The organism is Niallia sp. FSL R7-0271 (assembly GCF_038005785.1).
Lineage (GTDB): Bacteria > Bacillota > Bacilli > Bacillales > Cytobacillaceae > Niallia.
In genome coordinates, this window is sequence record NZ_JBBOTZ010000002.1 from 900,997 (window position 1) to 917,531 (window position 16,535).

General features: G+C 37.6%; 18 protein-coding genes. 15 read left to right on the forward strand and 3 right to left on the reverse strand.

The features are described from left to right. Window positions 1-189: 189 nt before the first annotated feature. The 3 genes from MKX82_RS24545 (at window position 190) to MKX82_RS24555 (ending at window position 3,147) form a co-directional block, all read left to right on the forward strand. Complete coding sequence (locus MKX82_RS24545; RefSeq protein WP_233315314.1) at window positions 190-1,248, forward strand: PrsW family glutamic-type intramembrane protease; 1,059 nt, start codon at window positions 190-192, stop codon at window positions 1,246-1,248. 198 nt (window positions 1,249-1,446) lie between these two features. Then, window positions 1,447-2,208 carry an alpha/beta fold hydrolase gene (locus MKX82_RS24550; protein ID WP_251645910.1) on the forward strand — a complete coding sequence of 254 codons (762 nt, stop codon included), beginning with the start codon at window positions 1,447-1,449 and terminating at the stop codon, window positions 2,206-2,208. A 102-nt stretch (window positions 2,209-2,310) separates the two neighbouring features. Continuing rightward, on the forward strand, window positions 2,311-3,147 hold the full coding sequence (locus MKX82_RS24555) for a Cof-type HAD-IIB family hydrolase (RefSeq protein WP_233315312.1): 837 nt from the start codon (window positions 2,311-2,313) through the stop codon (window positions 3,145-3,147). 33 nt (window positions 3,148-3,180) lie between these two features. Here the strand turns inward: MKX82_RS24555 and MKX82_RS24560 are convergent, their stop codons facing one another. After that, window positions 3,181-3,651, reverse strand: a complete 471-nt coding sequence (locus MKX82_RS24560) for a hypothetical protein (RefSeq protein WP_233315311.1) — start codon at window positions 3,649-3,651, stop codon at window positions 3,181-3,183. 125 nt (window positions 3,652-3,776) lie between these two features. Here MKX82_RS24560 and MKX82_RS24565 point away from each other — a divergent pair, with 125 nt between their 5' ends. The 6 genes from MKX82_RS24565 (at window position 3,777) to MKX82_RS24590 (ending at window position 9,896) form a co-directional block, all read left to right on the forward strand. Then, window positions 3,777-4,667: a helix-turn-helix transcriptional regulator gene (locus MKX82_RS24565; protein ID WP_233315310.1), complete on the forward strand. Its 891-nt coding sequence runs from the start codon at window positions 3,777-3,779 to the stop codon at window positions 4,665-4,667. 35 nt (window positions 4,668-4,702) lie between these two features. After that, complete coding sequence (locus MKX82_RS24570) at window positions 4,703-5,182, forward strand: hypothetical protein (protein ID WP_341080826.1); 480 nt, start codon at window positions 4,703-4,705, stop codon at window positions 5,180-5,182. 141 nt (window positions 5,183-5,323) lie between these two features. Continuing rightward, window positions 5,324-5,803, forward strand: a complete 480-nt coding sequence (locus MKX82_RS24575; RefSeq protein WP_341080828.1) for a DUF2628 domain-containing protein — start codon at window positions 5,324-5,326, stop codon at window positions 5,801-5,803. 200 nt (window positions 5,804-6,003) lie between these two features. Next, window positions 6,004-8,175 carry a phosphatase PAP2 family protein gene (locus MKX82_RS24580; RefSeq protein ID WP_341080829.1) on the forward strand — a complete coding sequence of 724 codons (2,172 nt, stop codon included), beginning with the start codon at window positions 6,004-6,006 and terminating at the stop codon, window positions 8,173-8,175. A 78-nt stretch (window positions 8,176-8,253) separates the two neighbouring features. Continuing rightward, window positions 8,254-9,003, forward strand: coding sequence for a class B sortase (gene srtB, locus MKX82_RS24585; RefSeq protein ID WP_341080830.1), 750 nt, complete (start codon window positions 8,254-8,256; stop codon window positions 9,001-9,003). A 23-nt stretch (window positions 9,004-9,026) separates the two neighbouring features. Continuing rightward, a complete protein-coding gene (locus tag MKX82_RS24590) occupies window positions 9,027-9,896 on the forward strand; it encodes a hypothetical protein (RefSeq protein ID WP_445738855.1) in 870 nt (289 codons plus the stop codon). Window positions 9,897-9,944: 48 nt separating this feature from the next. On the opposite strand, the gene MKX82_RS24595 is transcribed toward MKX82_RS24590, so the two are convergent. Then, complete coding sequence (locus MKX82_RS24595) at window positions 9,945-10,772, reverse strand: GNAT family N-acetyltransferase (protein ID WP_341080831.1); 828 nt, start codon at window positions 10,770-10,772, stop codon at window positions 9,945-9,947. A gap of 139 nt (window positions 10,773-10,911) precedes the next feature. Between MKX82_RS24595 and MKX82_RS24600 the strand changes: the two genes are divergently transcribed. The 4 genes from MKX82_RS24600 (at window position 10,912) to MKX82_RS24615 (ending at window position 14,648) form a co-directional block, all read left to right on the forward strand. Next, entirely contained in the window at window positions 10,912-11,472 is a 561-nt protein-coding gene (locus MKX82_RS24600) for a GNAT family N-acetyltransferase (RefSeq protein ID WP_341080832.1), read from the forward strand. Between the two features lie 166 nt (window positions 11,473-11,638). Further along, window positions 11,639-13,744: a methyl-accepting chemotaxis protein gene (locus MKX82_RS24605; RefSeq protein ID WP_341080833.1), complete on the forward strand. Its 2,106-nt coding sequence runs from the start codon at window positions 11,639-11,641 to the stop codon at window positions 13,742-13,744. A 115-nt stretch (window positions 13,745-13,859) separates the two neighbouring features. After that, on the forward strand, window positions 13,860-14,123 hold the full coding sequence (locus tag MKX82_RS24610) for a hypothetical protein (protein WP_233315302.1): 264 nt from the start codon (window positions 13,860-13,862) through the stop codon (window positions 14,121-14,123). A gap of 111 nt (window positions 14,124-14,234) precedes the next feature. Beyond that, the gene (locus tag MKX82_RS24615) at window positions 14,235-14,648 is read left to right on the forward strand and encodes a VOC family protein (RefSeq protein ID WP_233315301.1); all 414 of its coding nucleotides are present in this window, start codon (window positions 14,235-14,237) and stop codon (window positions 14,646-14,648) included. Window positions 14,649-14,693: 45 nt separating this feature from the next. Here the strand turns inward: MKX82_RS24615 and MKX82_RS24620 are convergent, their stop codons facing one another. After that, entirely contained in the window at window positions 14,694-15,233 is a 540-nt protein-coding gene (locus tag MKX82_RS24620; protein ID WP_341080834.1) for a helix-turn-helix domain-containing protein, read from the reverse strand. A 166-nt stretch (window positions 15,234-15,399) separates the two neighbouring features. On the opposite strand from MKX82_RS24620, the gene MKX82_RS24625 reads away from it, so the two are divergent. Then, window positions 15,400-15,639 (forward strand): PLD nuclease N-terminal domain-containing protein, encoded by a 240-nt coding sequence (locus MKX82_RS24625; RefSeq protein ID WP_251645884.1) that lies wholly within the window; start codon window positions 15,400-15,402, stop codon window positions 15,637-15,639. Further along, window positions 15,636-16,535: an ABC transporter ATP-binding protein gene (locus tag MKX82_RS24630; RefSeq protein ID WP_341080838.1), complete on the forward strand. Its 900-nt coding sequence runs from the start codon at window positions 15,636-15,638 to the stop codon at window positions 16,533-16,535. The genes MKX82_RS24625 and MKX82_RS24630 overlap by 4 nt, the downstream gene beginning before the upstream one ends.

Here is a 16,535-nt window from a genome sequence, read left to right on the forward strand (position 1 = left end):
CAAATGAATGGGAAGGCTTCAAAAGGTAATGAAATATATTTTCGGTAAATCATGATTAGTTTTATAATACCCATGTACAAATAAAATAAACATTAAATATCTTACTAAATACTCCTTTTCAAATAATTCTGCCTGCTTTGGTAAATACTTTTTGGTAGTGAATCCAATAAGTATGAGGGGGGAAGGTATTTGAAGTGTCCACAATGTGTGTATACGAATCCAGATGGTGTGAAGTTCTGCATTAACTGTGGTGAAAAATTCATCAAGGACAATACGATGGGTGATGACAATAGCTTTTTTTACGAATTTGCCCATTATGTAGACATGGTACCGAAAAGAGAACGCTCTGTTAATCCTAAATTCCATAATATCTTTTCCCGCGTTTTTCATGATCATAGTGAATTGGAAGCAGAACGGCTGTTTATTGTGGGAACGGCACTGACAACACCAAAGATTACGGAAGTGACAGATACATGGCCTAAACCGTGGCTGTTTGCAAGGGTATTTATAATCGCTCTTCTTACATTCGCAGGTTTTTACATAGGTGTCAGCTATTTTAAAAATGCTAACTTTATCCCCGGATTGATTTTAACAGGGTCTTTTGCTGTTCCATTCACGACATTGATTTTCTTTTGGGAGATGAATGCTCCCCAAAATATTGCCTTTTATAGAATTATGTACATTGTTTTGTTAGGCGGAATTCTTTCGATGCTTGTTGCATTATTATTTTTTGATATATTGCGGAATACGTCTAATGCAATAACAACTGGAATTGTCGAAGAACTTGCCAAAACGATCACAGTTATTTCATTTGTCCGTTACCGAAAATACCGGTTTATTCTTAATGGACTGCTTATTGGTGCTGCTGTCGGTGTTGGATTTGCAGCATTTGAAACAGCAGGATATGCGTTAAGAGCTTTGCTTTCCGGCGGAGGATCGCATTTGTACTATACGATTTTATGGAGAGGGATTCTTGCTCCAGGCGGACATGTTGCTTGGTCTGCACTGGCAGGAGCTGCCTTTTGCAGGGTGCAGGGAGACGAGCCATTTAAACTGAGCATGCTCATGCGCTTCCGGTTTTTACGAGTATTTATCTTAGTTGTGCTATTGCATGCTTTTTGGGATTTTGACGCTCCTTGGATGTTTCCTTATGGACAGCTCTCCCTGATGGCAGCATCATGGGTCGCAGTATTTTTGTTAATACGTGCAGGCTTAAAAGAGATAGGAACAATGAAATTAAAGATCTAAGAAGCAGCGCGCTGCTTCTTATTTTTATTAAGCAAATAATTTTACGCACTCACATATATTAATAAATTATTAAACAAAGCAATTAGGAATTATTAAAAATTCATTTTACGGAACTTTGTTTATTCTGTTTCGTATAGTTACTATACAACTTACAATTCTAATCCTTTTACAAAACGATAAGGGTGAGGTGTTTTTGGCTTGCAGACAAAAAAAGAAAAGGTACCGACTTCAAAAGGAATAATAGAATATTCTATTTCTGGAAAAGGAGAGCCGAATATTATTTTAATGAACGGCGGCTCCGGCCCGATTGAAGGCTGGATGAAGATCATCAAGGAAATCTCTAAAATGTCTGCTGTCTTTGCTTATAACCGTCTAGGTGTGGGCGACAGTGAAAAACCGAAAGAAAATCAAGATGGAATTACAATAATTGAAACACTCAGGGAAGCTTTAGCGGTCCTCAACATAAAGCCGCCATACTTGCTTGTAGGACATTCCCTCGGCGGTTTATATGCCAATTTATATGCACGGCTCTATCCTGATGAAGTTTACGGAGTTGTCTTTCTAGAGGCCAGCCATCCGAATGATATGCTGCTGGATGAACATTATGGAAAGATTGTTAAATCAGTTAATAAAATGCTGTCAAGGTTTGATACTTTGTCAGCACATAAAAAGTTCGATGAAGTTCATTTTGTAAAAAAGACAATACAGCAGATTAACGAGCATCCCTCATTTCCTGAAATCCCGTTATATGTCATAACAGGGGGAAAGGCAAACAGACTTATCCCAAAGGAAGCACTAAAAAGAAGACAAGAAAATCAACTGGAATTGTTGACATTAGCGAAAACCAGCAAACAAATAATAGCCAAAAACAGCGGTCATTTTCCGCAATTGACAGACCACAAGATTGTGATAGCTACCATTTTGGAAGCTGTACAGAATTATAAGGACAAACTGGAATAAATATTACATTGTGCTGATTAGCCATTTTTGCTACTATTATTTCATAGCTAATGATTTTGAAAATTAAAAGCGATTTCAATAGAATAATAGGCAGGTGCACACATGCAAAAAATCATATTTATGGATATTGACGGAACATTGGTTAATGATCATGGCATCATTCCAGATTCAGCAAAACAGGCAGTCAGGCAAGCAAGGGAAAACGGCCATTTAGTGTTTATTTGTACGGGCCGGTCTAAAGCAGAACTGTTTCCGGAAATACTAGAAGTCGGCTTCGACGGCATTATTGGCGCAGCCGGCGGATATATTGAAATAGACGAAGAAGTATTGCTGCATGAAAGAGTTAGTACAGAGGATGTAGAGCATCTTGTAGCCTATTTCGATGAGCATGGAATTGATTATTATTTAGAGTCAAATGGCGGCTTATTTGCCAGTAAAAACTGCAAAGCTCATATACGGAAGATTATTGATAACTTCTTAATGGAAAATCCACATGCAAGAGAAGAAGTGGAGAAAGGATTGCAGCCATTTCATGACTGCCTGATAGAAGGAGAAAATCCAATTAGAGATGATATAAATAAAATATCATTTTTAGGTTCGGATGTGCCTATATCAGAGATCAGCAGAGAATTTGAAGCTAAGTTTACGGTCATTTCAAGTACAGTCCCAATCTTTGGTGAAAACAGCGGGGAATTATCGGTTCCTGGCATTCATAAAGCTACGGCAATTGAGATACTCATAAATCATTTGAAGATTGACAAACAAAACACATTTGCATATGGCGATGGCCTAAATGATTTAGAAATGCTTGAATACGTTCAATACGGTATCGCAATGGGTAATGCTAAAGAACCAGTGAAACTTGCAGCCGATGATATAACAGATACTCATGATGAACATGGTATTTATAACAGTTTTAAGAAATACGGATTGCTATAAAGAGAACTAAGGAGCAAAGCATTGCTTTGCTCCTTAGTTCTTTTTAAAATGATTAGACAGGCTTCCGTAAAGTAGCTGAGATCCATACAACAAAAAGGTTTTTATTAAGAAAACAACAGATAATTGAAATTTAGTTAATCTGACTAAGGTTACATAACCAACTTTTTTGAACAAATCCATCCCTATATATGTAAACAGGGAATCTATTATAAGATTCACTAAAAAATAAAGCTTAAACTTTCCAAATGTGTATTTTAAAATCCAGATGGAGCCAATGAAAAATGGTCCAAATATTAAAGGTAACTCTGCTAATACATTTGGTCTTACATTATAAGGAAACCACCACCATTTTCTTTTTTCAGCAAATCTCCCTTCAAGTACAAGGTATGTACTCATCGTAAGCGCTGCTAATGCATATTTCTTAAAAATGTTTTTTCCCATTAGCGGGAGGGACATCCATGGTAAAACGGCCATTAAAACAACAATCCATCTGTTTTTCTTCATAGTATCAATCCTTAACATAATGTCTTCTTAATTTTAGCTGTTTTCTTTTTCTTATTCAGAAAAAAGCAATAAATGTCAAAAAAACGGCTGGTGATTTTGCTATTCTATCTATAGGGAGGTAAGAGATGTACAGTCAAATGATACGGCAATCAGTCGAGTTTATTGAAACGAACATCCATGAACCACTATCTTTAAGTATTCTTGCTAAAGAAGCAGGATTTTCAAAATATCACTTTCATCGCATTTTTCAAAAGGAAATTGGCGTCTCCGCTTCTGAATATATTCGATACCGGAGGCTTGCCAACGCTGCCCATATGCTTCTTTACACAGATGAAAAAATAATTGATATTGCCTTTTACTATCACTTTGAGTCACAAGAATCCTTTACACGCTCCTTTAAAAAATATTATCAAATACCGCCAGGACAATATCGGAAACTCATGAGCAAGCTTACACTACAAAGGGAGGAAATAACCATGAAAGATAGTCAATTATTAAAAGGCTGGAATTTAAGCGGATCAAACCCTTTTCATTATGAAATGGCGATCGACAGGAAAAATGTTCACAAAGGCAAAGCATCAGGCTGTTTGAAAGCAATTCAGCCTTCTGCCTCACAAGATTTTGCAACCATGATGCAGCAGTTTAAAGCAGATAAATATCTTAACAAAAGATTAAAGCTGACTGGTTTTATTAAAACGAAGGATGTTGATATATCCTGTGGTCTATGGATGCGAATCGATGATAGGCTTGGCGATGTTTTACAGTTTGATAATATGAGCAATCGACCGATTACTGGCGACACGGAATGGAATCACTACTCCATCGTACTAGATATTCCAAAAAACAGTGCAGTAATTGCCTTTGGTGTTTTACTTTCAGGGAATGGCAGTGTTTGGGTAGATGGAATTAGATTTGAAGAGGTAGATGAACATACTCCTACTACAAACATGGATTTTACAGAAGAACTGTTAGATGAGCCTGTAAACTTATCCTTTGAGGAATGGATCGAACACTAATGATAAAATGATGTAAGGAGAGAGGGTGTACACATATGAACAAAGAAGATAAGTTAAGTGCTGAGAAACTGCTGAAATATTTATTTATTGGCGCAACAGTAGAAGGGATTAGCTTTTACGGTCCAAAGCTCCTTCTCACAGAAAGTGAAACGAATTCGAAACGATTGGGTGATGGCCAGATTTATATTACAATTGAAAGCGAGTTTGCCATCCTCCAATCTAAGGCTGACACACTTCCTGTCTTTGATGACTTGCCAAAACGAAACGCCAAAGATGCATGTAAAATCCTTTGTGAACTTAGCTTGATGAAAATAGCAGATGTTTCCTTACATGATGAAATTCCTCATTTGCTGCTGACATTTGAGACTGGAGAGGTTTTGTTCATATGTGGTCATGATAATATGTATGAGTCTTGGCAAGCAGGTTTTTTTGGAGACAGTGATGGTGAGTATTGGGAAATTGTTGCATGCCCTGGTGATGAACTGGCGATATGGGGCCCTGACGATATAGGATAAATAATGGAAGCCGTACAGGCTTCTTTTTTATTTTATTTTGTTATACTTGAAAAGCGCTTCAATAGGAAATTTATATTATAATAGGGTAGAAAGACTAGTAAATATTTTGATTATACATAAGAGAAGAAAGAGGGGAAATCTTTGGCATTTCTGGCAGAATTAGACGCAACTACGAAAGAAGATTTGCAATCATTCGTTGGAGCGAAATATGAAAGCAGTTATAAAAAAAGATGGTATGGCATGTCTGACCGCCGTTCCAAATTATCGTGGAATTGGGCATGCTTCTTTTTTGGTCCATTTTGGATGTCCTATCGCAAAATGTATAGGCTTTCATACGGTTATTTGGCAGCTTATTTTATTTTAGAGCTTATTGTTAATATAATTGGTGACGAGCTATCGGCAATTGGACTCGTTGATATGATTATTTGGTTAGGATTAACGGTTTTTGTTAACTATTTTTACTTAGAAAAAGCAAAAAAAGCAGTAGCATCCCAAAAAAACGTAAGCACAGAGAAACGCAAAAAGGAATTGTCCCAACTAGGAGGGACAAGCGTTGCCGCAGTATTCGTGTATGTGCTGGCTACCATAATTTTAGGGTCAGTAGTTCAAATTCTGATTTAATGATAGAAGCTTGCAGCTGCAGGCTTCTATTTTTATTTTCACAAATGAACGTATACAGACAGGTTTCATCTTTCGCCAAAAAAATACAAAAATATACAACATTTTAAAAAAACTATACGTTTATTAGCGATAAATTCACACTGTATTTACAATCTATCATTAAACTAACGATGAAAGTAAAAATACAGAGAGAGAAGTGAATGAATTTGTCGAATAAAGGCGTAAAAAAGGATAATAAGAAAAATCAAAAGTCGAAAATACCGATTCTATTATTAACAACACTATTAACTACACAAGGTGCCTATTCCGCTTCTGCAGCAACTGATCATTCTGCAATTGAACCAAAACCGGGAGCTTACGGATACTATGTAGACGTATATGGCAGTAATGAAAGTTCAAACATGACCCCTGAGACAAACTCCTCTATTGGTGTCCTCTCGAAGTTTTTAGACATTTGGCAGCCGGGAGATTCATGGGATAACGGAACAGTGTTAAATGAGAGTGTACATAAACATAATATCGATACTTCTATCTCCATTACAAAAAACCGCACAGAAGCGGAAGCAAAAGATGCTTACTTAAGTGATCGCCGCAATCAAAACTATAGTGTGATCACAGGTCTTGGGCCTTATGCAGATAATTTTAAAGCAGGGTCTAACGCTGGAACAACGATTCCAGATGAAATTCCTCAAGATGCGACAAGTGTGAAATATGAAGACGGCGGAAACAGCAACGGCAATTGGGCAGATACTGATTCCAGTCTTGGAAGTATGGTAAACCTGATTAATACAATCCGCTGGACAGGAGCTTCTACCTCTTCAGCAAAAGCTTACTATAGCTATAAACGCCCGTTCCGTTGGAGTGAAGATGTAAGCATAATGCCGACACTTGTTCCCGTTAAAAAGGACGACCCATCTAGTGATGGCGGTTTTCCAAGCGGACATACAAATGCAGCATATTTAGCATCATACGGACTTGCTTATGCAGTGCCAGAACGCTTTGAAGAAATGATGACAAGAGCATCAGAGCTTGGCAACAGCCGAATCGTAGCTGGAATGCATTCACCACTGGATGTAATCGGCGGCCGAGTGATGTCAACAGCTGTCGCAGCTGCAGCACTGAATGATCCTGCGAACAAAAGTGTAAAAGACGCAGCATACAAACAAGCACATGAAGTGCTACTAACACAAGAAGGCACTTCATATGATGCTTACAGTGATTACGAAACAAATAAACAAAACTATACAAAGCGTCTTACTTACGGATTCCAACAAATTGGCGACACAACAAAACCAATGGTAGTGCCAAAGGGTGCTGAAGTATTGCTTGAAACTCGCTTCCCATATTTAGATGACATGCAACGCCGCTGGGTGCTGTATACAACAGGCTTGCCATCTGGTTACCCTGTTTTAGACGACAGTGAAGGCTGGGGCCGTTTGAATCTTTTTGCAGCAGCAGGAGGATATGATGCATTTGAAACAGATGTTAATGTAACGATGGACAGCTCTCTTGGCGGCTTCAATGCTGCTGACAGCTGGAAAAATGATATCTCTGGAACAGGCAGTCTAACGAAGGATGGAACAGGAGCCTTAACATTAACAGGCAACAATACATATACCGGTGGAACAGTATTGGAAGAAGGTTCCCTTATCGCAAACTCAAGCACAGCTTTTGGTGCTGGTGAAGTTGTTAATAACGGCGGTACAATGAATGAAAATATAACTGGCAGTATCACAATCGGAGAAGGCTTTACCCAAACAGATAGTGGTACACTTGAATTAAACATTGGCAGCAAGGAAGAAGTTTTGAAAATTGACGGAGAAGCAGCGTTTGGCGGTACATTGAAGCTAAACTTTACTGATGGCTATGTACCTGCAGCAGATGCAGATATTATCAGCTACAGCACTTTAGCGAGTGACAGCAAATTTGCTTCTGTAGAAATAACAGGACTTCCTGAAAACTATCAAATCGTTTATGGGGAAAATGCACTTCAAGTTTCAGCTGAAAAAGAAGAACCAGAAGAAGACAACACTCCTGAAGTTCCTTCTAATCCAGATGAAACAGTTGATAACGACGAAGAAAATAACAGTAATAACCCAGCACCAGTAGATTCAGACAATAATAACGAAGAAAATACAGAGGATAACAATGATAATATAAATAAGGAGGACAAGGAAGAAGCAGCACCTGTTACTGGCAGCAGCAACGAAAATGTGAACAATTCGGGCAAAACAGCAGACACAAATTCTGTGAAAAACCCGCAAACAGGGGATAATACGAATATTTTCCTATATGTAGGCACATTATTAGCATCAGCAGTAGCAGCTTCCATTGTATTCTGGAAGCGAAAAATGAAACGAGCAAACCAATAAATAATTACAACACTGCTCCCCTAAAGAATTAGCTTTATGGGAGCATCTTTCATTTAAAGCAGTAAAGGTGGAGTGAATTTGACGATCATTGAGCAAAAAAAATCCAATTGGCTGCAGCAAATCGTGCTTATTCTTTCAATCGGTGTCTTTCTTTTTAGCCTATTTAAGATTGGTCATATTGTGTACGGCTATGTGAAAAATGATAAGATAATGGCAGAAATTCAAGAAGTGTATCACAAAGACGCAAGCACGACAAGTAATGCAGCAGATCCACTTGAAAGCATGACAGAAATCAATGAAGATATTATCGGGTGGATAACGATAGATGATACAAAAATAGATTATCCGATTTTACAAAGCACGGATAATGAATACTATTTGAATCGGAATTATAAAAAAGAAGAGTCAAAAGCAGGAAGTATTTTTATGGATTATCGAAACAAGCAAGGCGCAGACAATCTTCATACCATCATCTATGGTCATGAAATGAAAAATGGGTCAATGTTTGGCGAGTTAGAGAAATTTTTAGATGAAGACTTTTTTTCCAAGCACCATACCTTCCAGTATAAAACGAAGGCCGGAAACTACGAAGTCGAAATTTTCTCTGTTTATGCAACAACCACCGAATTCGACTATTTAAAAACAGAGTTTTCTACAGATGAACAATACAAGGATTTCCTGCAAACTATTTCAGCAAAATCTGCGTTTCCAACAAACGTAGAATTAAATGAACAAGACCAGATTATCACATTATCAACATGCAGCAATCTGTCAGACCCGAATGAAGGCAGATTTGTTGTTCATGGGAAAATAACAGAGATACAATAGCTTTTTAAAAACAGGGAAATAAGGTGATGAAAATAGAGGAAATTCGATTAGATATGTGTAGCACATACCCTATTAGCACGAAATGGTTTAATGGGCAAATAACAAGAGATGGTGCTTTGCTGCTAATAGAAACACATCATCAGGAGGAAATAGATTTTTCCCTTTCTAATCAAGATTGTACGATAACATTAATAAAAGACGGAAACGTAAGAAAAATAGAATTAAAAAATATACCGATTTCTCCGACAGATGCAGATATTTTTTCGGACGGCTCCCTTTTACTTGTCCAAGGCAGATGCAGCACAGACGGAGCAAAAATGGAACCAAACGCCCAAATATATAATCTGGAAGGACAATTAATGGATACATTCCTTCTTGGTGACGGTATTAGTCAAGTGCAGATAGACGAAACTGATACCATTTGGGTAAGTTATTTTGATGAAGGTATCTTTGGAGCAATTGACGATCTCGAGCCAATGGGCGCAGACGGACTTGCCGCCTATTCAAAAAGCGGACAGAAATTATGGGGAGCAAAAGAATATGAAATGGCAGATTGCTATGCCATGAATATCGTGAGCTCTAAAGAAGTTAACTTTTACTACTATGATCAATATAAGCTCGTTCAGCTCAAAGACTTTATGGAAACGGCATGCTATGTAGTAGAGGGGGATGACACATTTCAGCAATTCCTATTTGACCAACAAGACTTGCTTGTAGAAATTGATTGTGATACGTTGATGCGCTATAACATTAGCAATCAAACGATTATTCCGGCTGGTAACGTAACTTTTGTTGATGACAAGGGTAAACGTATCAGCGGACATGTTTTAATGCGTGGTAAACTGCTTTATGTTTTTTGCAAAGATAGGTTATATAAGAAGGAGTTTTTATAAAGAGAGGTCCTTTAAGAAAAGGCTCAACTATCACGTTGAGCCTTTTAACTAGTTTTGATATTTATAATAATCCTGAGAGTGGTAGCTTCTAAAACCACATGATTGATAGAGTTTAAGCGCATGGGCGTTTTTCGCTTCTACTTCGAGAAAGATGGGTAAACCTTTTTGACTTTCCATCTTTATTATCCTTGATAAAGCCTTTCTGCCGATACCTTTGCCTTGAAGCTCAGGAAATATCGCTAACCCATAAATCCAAGCTTCTCCGTTTGATTCCGCTACCCTCATTTTTCCTGCTGTTGTTCCATTTACTTCAATGATATAGTGCTGCTCTGTGTTACTTTCCTTCAAATGGTTATTATATTCACGGGCTTCTTTTTCTTCCAATCCGAATGCCAGAATATCAAGCTGTACCTCTGCTTCCAAATCTGCTGGAGAATCAGATGGCCTCAGAACTACTCCGTCATCTAATGATAACTCCGTATTTTGCCACATCATTTGGTATTCTGACATAAAAAAGGAACAAGATTGGTTTCTTAAGAAATCTTTGGCTGATTGAGATTCTGAAGGAGCATTTAATAAGATGGTATGAACATTGCGGCGTTTTAAGTCTTTCATACACTCTGTTAATAGTGTAGAAAATATCCCCTTCCGTCGATAACTCGGATGAACCATGCCGCAAATTTCAACTTTATTACCAAAACCATAACTGCCAAGAAATCCGACCAGCTTGTCTTTTTCGTAATGAAAATAGTCTTCCTTTGTGTTACCAGATCTGTTCTCAAGCATATCAAAATTTAGCTTGAGCTGACATGTATCAATACTTTCGCAAATTTCTTGGAGAGCCTTAATAGCCTTTAACTCTTCATTAGTTAACATATTTCTAACACCTTTCACCTGAAAGTTGCCCTAATTTTCAGGAATTTATTTACATATATATTATCATAAAGAGTAAATCAAGGATGCTATATTTGTTTTCGTGTAAAATAATAAAAAAGGCTAGTAAGGAGATTACTTTATGAAAATAAAAACAACGTCCACATGGGATCAGGAGCTTTGGGAGGATGCCGGGCCACTTTATGCAGAGGCATTTGGTGAAAAGGGAGCAAAGCCAGTTAAAATCATTCAAAATATGCTCACCAAAGGGATTGCCGAGCTTTATATCGGTTATAACGAATCGAAGGCAATTGCCATGGCGCTCGTTGGTAAGCTTAATCAAGAGCAGATCATGATTATTGATTATTTGGCCGTATCAGAAAAAGAACGTAATCAAGGGATTGGCAGACAATTTGTTGAGTATTTAAAGCAAAAGGCTGGGGCAGATGGAATTAAGACCTTCATTATTGAGGCGGAGTCAGCGGAAACAGCAGATAATCGAAAAAGAATAGAATTTTGGCAATCATGCGGCTTTCTTACTACTGATTATATTCACACGTACATTTGGGTACCGGAAAAATACAAGGCACTGTATATACCTCTTGCTGGCATGCAACAGATAACTGGAGAAGAATTATTTACATATATTAATAAATTTCACAGATTGTCTTTTCTTGAAAAGAAAAATGATGGGGCTGATTAAATTCAGTCCTATTTTTTATTCCTATATAGGAATCTGTTCTTATTTTTCGCTGTTTTCATCGAGTATCCTTCTGTGAAACCGATATATACTTTGTTCATCTTTAATAAGCTTACTGGAGAGAATTACTCCCTTATTAAAGATTATCTATATTATAGGGGGGATACTTTTGAAGATTTTTTTACCAATCATCGCGCTGATGAACCGACTTAAATATATACAAAAATTTGCTGTAATCGGCGGGATTTTAGGGATACCAATTTTAATTATGAGCTTTATGCTGTTAAGCACAACGAATAAGGAAATCGACACTATTCAAAAAAGACAAGTAGGTACGGAGTATAATACTCTGTTGAAGGATTTCCTGCAGGATGTTCAGCAGCACCGCGCTATTTCCGTAAGTGTCATTAGCGGCGATTCTTCAGACAAGCCTAAGCTAGAAGAAAAGCAAGCGGAAATTCAAGAAGACATTGCAAACATGGATGCATTTGTAAAAGGAACAGGCAGTTCTATCCAAGTGTCAGATCAATGGGCAAAAATGAAACAACAGTGGAATACACTTCAATCAGATGTTGAGAGCCTGAACTTACAGGAAGCAACAAGCATGCATATTGATTATTTAGGCAATATTTTAGATTTTATGGTCGAGGTTGGGGACCAATCAGAATTATTCTTAGCGAAAGCACCAGAAAATTACTACATTATTAACGATGTAACAACTACATTGCCTAATTTGACAGAACATCTTGGGCAAATCCGAGCTGTTGGGATGAGTATTGCCGCAGAACAAAAAATCACCGATGACCAAAAAATTCAATTAGTTTCCTTATATGCCTCTGTTCAGAATTCACTTGAACTGCTTGAGCACGGGAAAGCTATCATTTTTACTAATAAGCCATCTCTAGAAAACAGTCTAGGCGAGGCAAGTCAAAGTACATTAGAAGAAACAAATAAATTCTTAGAGTTTGTGCAAAAAGAATTTAGTACTAATACTTCTATTACTGTTAATACGGATGAGTTTTATAATATGGCAACAGCAACAATCGACACTAGCTTTAAACTGTATGAGCTGGAAACAAAAGCATTGAACAGCATAATGACCCAGCAGGCTAAAGACTTGAAGCTTACTAAAGCGGCCATTATTGCAGTAGTTGTGCTGATATTTATTTTGACCATTTATATTTTTGTAGGATTCTATCTGTCTATCAGCAGCACAGTCCAAAAATTAAAAGCAGTAACTATACATGTTGCAGATGGGGACCTAGAAACAGAGCTCGATTTACAGACGAAAGATGAAATGAAGGATGTTGAGACTGCCTTTAATGACATGATCCAAAATCTGCGCTCCCTTATTCATCATATTAAAAGCAGTGCCGAGCATCTCGCTTCTTCTAGTGCCGAGCTGAGTGCAAGTGCAGAACAAACAAGCAGAGCATCTGAACAAATAACGCTTACTGTACAAGATGTTGCTGCTGGAACGGAAAAGCAGGTAGAAAGTGTTAATGACAGTTCAACAGTAGTGAACGAAGTATCTGCAGGAATACAACAAGTAGCAGCAAATGCACAAAGTGTAACAGTAACAGCAGCAAACGCCTCGACTAATGCAGCAGACGGAGAACAGGCGATACAAGTAGCCGTAAACCAAATGAATTCTATTAATCATTCTGTTAATGACGCAGCATTAGTAGTTAAAGAGTTAGGCGCTAGAAGCTTGCAGATTGGCGAAATCGTTGATGTTATTACCAATATTGCTGGCCAGACTAACCTGCTTGCCCTTAATGCAGCAATAGAGGCAGCGAGAGCAGGACAGCATGGCCAAGGATTTGCTGTTGTAGCTGATGAAGTGCGCAAGCTTGCAGAGCAGTCTGCCTCTTCCGCACAGCAAATTGGCCAGCTGATTACTTCTATCCAGAAAGAAACAGAAAAAGCAGTCCAAACGATGAATGCAGCAACAGCAGAAGTAACAGACGGAATCACCGCTATTTCTACTGCAGGCAACTCTTTTGCTGAAATTAAAGGGTCAGTTAGTGAGGTAGCCGAACAAATTGGCCAAGTATCTGCAGCAGCACAGCAAATGCTAGTAGGAGCAGAACAAGTAGTTGGCTCTATTGAGGTAATCTCCGAAATTGCCCAAGTATCTTCTGAAGGCACACAAAATATTTCATCCATTACCGAGGAACAATTAGCTTCCATGGAAGAAATTGAGGCATCAAGCATCACTCTATCTCGTTTAGCAGAAGAGCTGCAAGAAACGGTAAGTAAATTTAAAGTATAAAGAAAGCACAAAACGGCTGTTATCTGCAGCCGTTTTATTATTTACGGGAGCACCAAATCGAATCATAAGACATCCACACAGTATTTGCGTATAATATGAAGCGGAGGTGCTACACATGACAGACAATGCAATACCAATAAGATTTGCTGTACTTCTAGGATTATTAGAGGGGCGCGAACCAATGCCAAAAGATGTTGGTATCGTTTCTCCTGAAGAGTTTAATGCAGAAGTAGAAAGAATGGAAAACGAAGGTATTATAGCAAACGTAAAATACGCAAGAGGCGCACATGGCGAAGTGCTCGTTGTATTCTTAAAGGAAGCAGTAGTGACGCCCCGCGGCAATGCATACATAGATGAATTAATGAGACGTTATTCCTAAAGACAATCGATTAATTCCGATTGTCTTTTTTAATAGCTTGGATGCAAAGAACATAATAGATTCGTGTATAATGAATCAAAGCATACCTATTAAGTAACAGGAGGACTTCTTTTGAATTATATTTTAGATCATGTCGGAATTGCTGTACGAAGCATAGACGATGCATTGCCTTTTTACCTGGATGTATTAAACGGAAGCCTGGAGGACCGTTACACAAGTGACGCCAAAGGAGTGGAGGTGCATGTCGCAGTAGTCAAAACCGCAGACAAAGTCATTGAATTACTAGAACCGACAACAAAGGAATCGCCAATGGCACGTTTTATAAAGCAGCGAGGCAAAGGGGTGCATCACCTTGCATATCGTGTCGATAACCTAGATGATGCCATCCAAGAAGCACGCCAAAAAGGCATCCGTTTTCTGGAGGATACACGGAGAGTAAACTTACGAGGAAGACGGCTAATCTATCTGAACCCAGCTTCGACGAATGGAACATTAATTGAGCTGTGTGATTATTTAGATAGTTAATTTGGATAGAGGCGTTAGTGCCTCTATCCTTTTTGATTGCCAGTATTAAGATTCTGGTATGATTGTAATAGCTACAGTGCGAGTAGGTTCACTATTATCGTTTTTTAATGAGGTGTTATAGTATTTAACCATTAATTCATTGAGTTCTTGTTGAAATCCATGAAAGGTCTGTGTATCAAGCTTCATTTCTACAAAAGAAAAGGTCGGATCCTCCGCATTGCCATTTTCCTCTGATTTTGTTAAATAGCTCTGATATTGATTTAGGAGGAAGAGCTGATAGTAAGAAAAATAAGTTATCTTGTCATCCTTAGAAGTTTCTTTCCATTCACTTGGACTTAATTTTGCTTCCTCTCCGTTTAATGCATAATATTTTTCTACGACAGATCGGACTTTTTTTTCCTTCACAATTCGAATAATTCCTGCATCCAGCAATACTTGAATATGCCGGTACAGCGTTGCCTGAGGCACGTCTTTAATCATTTTCACCATCTCTAACGGTGTTAATCCATTTTCACCACTTCTCATTAAAGCCTGTGAAATTTTGATTCTTACTGGGTGTATTAATGCATCCGCTTTATTTACCATAACCTGCTCCAATCTGTACGTGATATATTCACCATTTTGATAATGTTATCATTATAAAGAATAATAATAAAAACGACAATAAAAATGGAAAAATAGTGCAATATTTAAAAACTTATGTTATCGTTATCAATAATGATAATAAAAATATATAAGGAGGAGTAAGATTTTGAATCTTCATTATGGATTAAATGATATAAAGGATTTTGATTTTTTCTCGATTTTGCCTATTGTATTGCCGTTCGTTTTTATAAACTTTATCCTAATTGCTATTGCCTTAATCGATTTATATCGTAACCGAGAAAACCGGCAACATTTATTAATTTGGACACTACTCATTATATTTATTAACCTATTCGGTCCAATCCTTTATTTTGTATTAAGTAGAAAGGAGACTAACAGAGTATGAAATTAGAAATTAAAAATATAACAAAGAATTTTAATAACAAAACAGCTGTCCATAACTTTTCTATGGAAGTGCAAGCTGGGGAATGTGTGGGTTTAATCGGGCCAAACGGAGCTGGTAAATCAACCTTAATTAAAATCATTTCAGATATTATTCATCCAAGTTCGGGAGCAGTATTTCTTAATGGAAAGAAAATTACGGATATGAAAAAGGAAATCGGTTATTTGCCTCAATATCCAAATTTCTTTCCATGGATGACAGCATTTGAAACACTGATGTTTATGGGAGAGCTGTCAGGAATGAAAAAAGAGGCGTTAAAAAAGGAGATACCGCTCCTTTTAACTAAAGTTGGCTTAAAGGAAGACAGCAACGCTCGGGTTAGAACATTTTCCGGCGGCATGAAACAAAGATTGGGAATTGCCCAATCTTTGCTGCATAAACCTTCTCTTATTGTGATGGATGAACCTGTATCCTCATTAGATCCCATTGGCAGAAGAGAGGTAATCAATATCATTCAAGCTATCAAAAAAGACACCACCATTCTTTTGTCGACACATATCTTAAATGATGCAGAAGATATCTGTGAAAGATTTGTGATTATTAAGGATGGCCAAAAGATTGAAGATACTAAAAAAGAAGCCTTATTGAATAAGCACAGCCGCAATAGCATCTTAATGGAAATAACTTCTGCAAGTCTCAGCTGGCTGGAGATTGTGAAAGGTTTGGATTATGTTAAAGGTGCAGAGGCAGTCGGTACTACTGTGAAAATCGAAGTGGATAATATTCTCGTCAATAAAAATATGCTATTAGCAAGTGCATTAGAAAATAATGTAGATATTTTAAAATTTGAAATAGATAACGATACACTAGAAGAAATATTCCTTAAGCTGGTGGTGTAA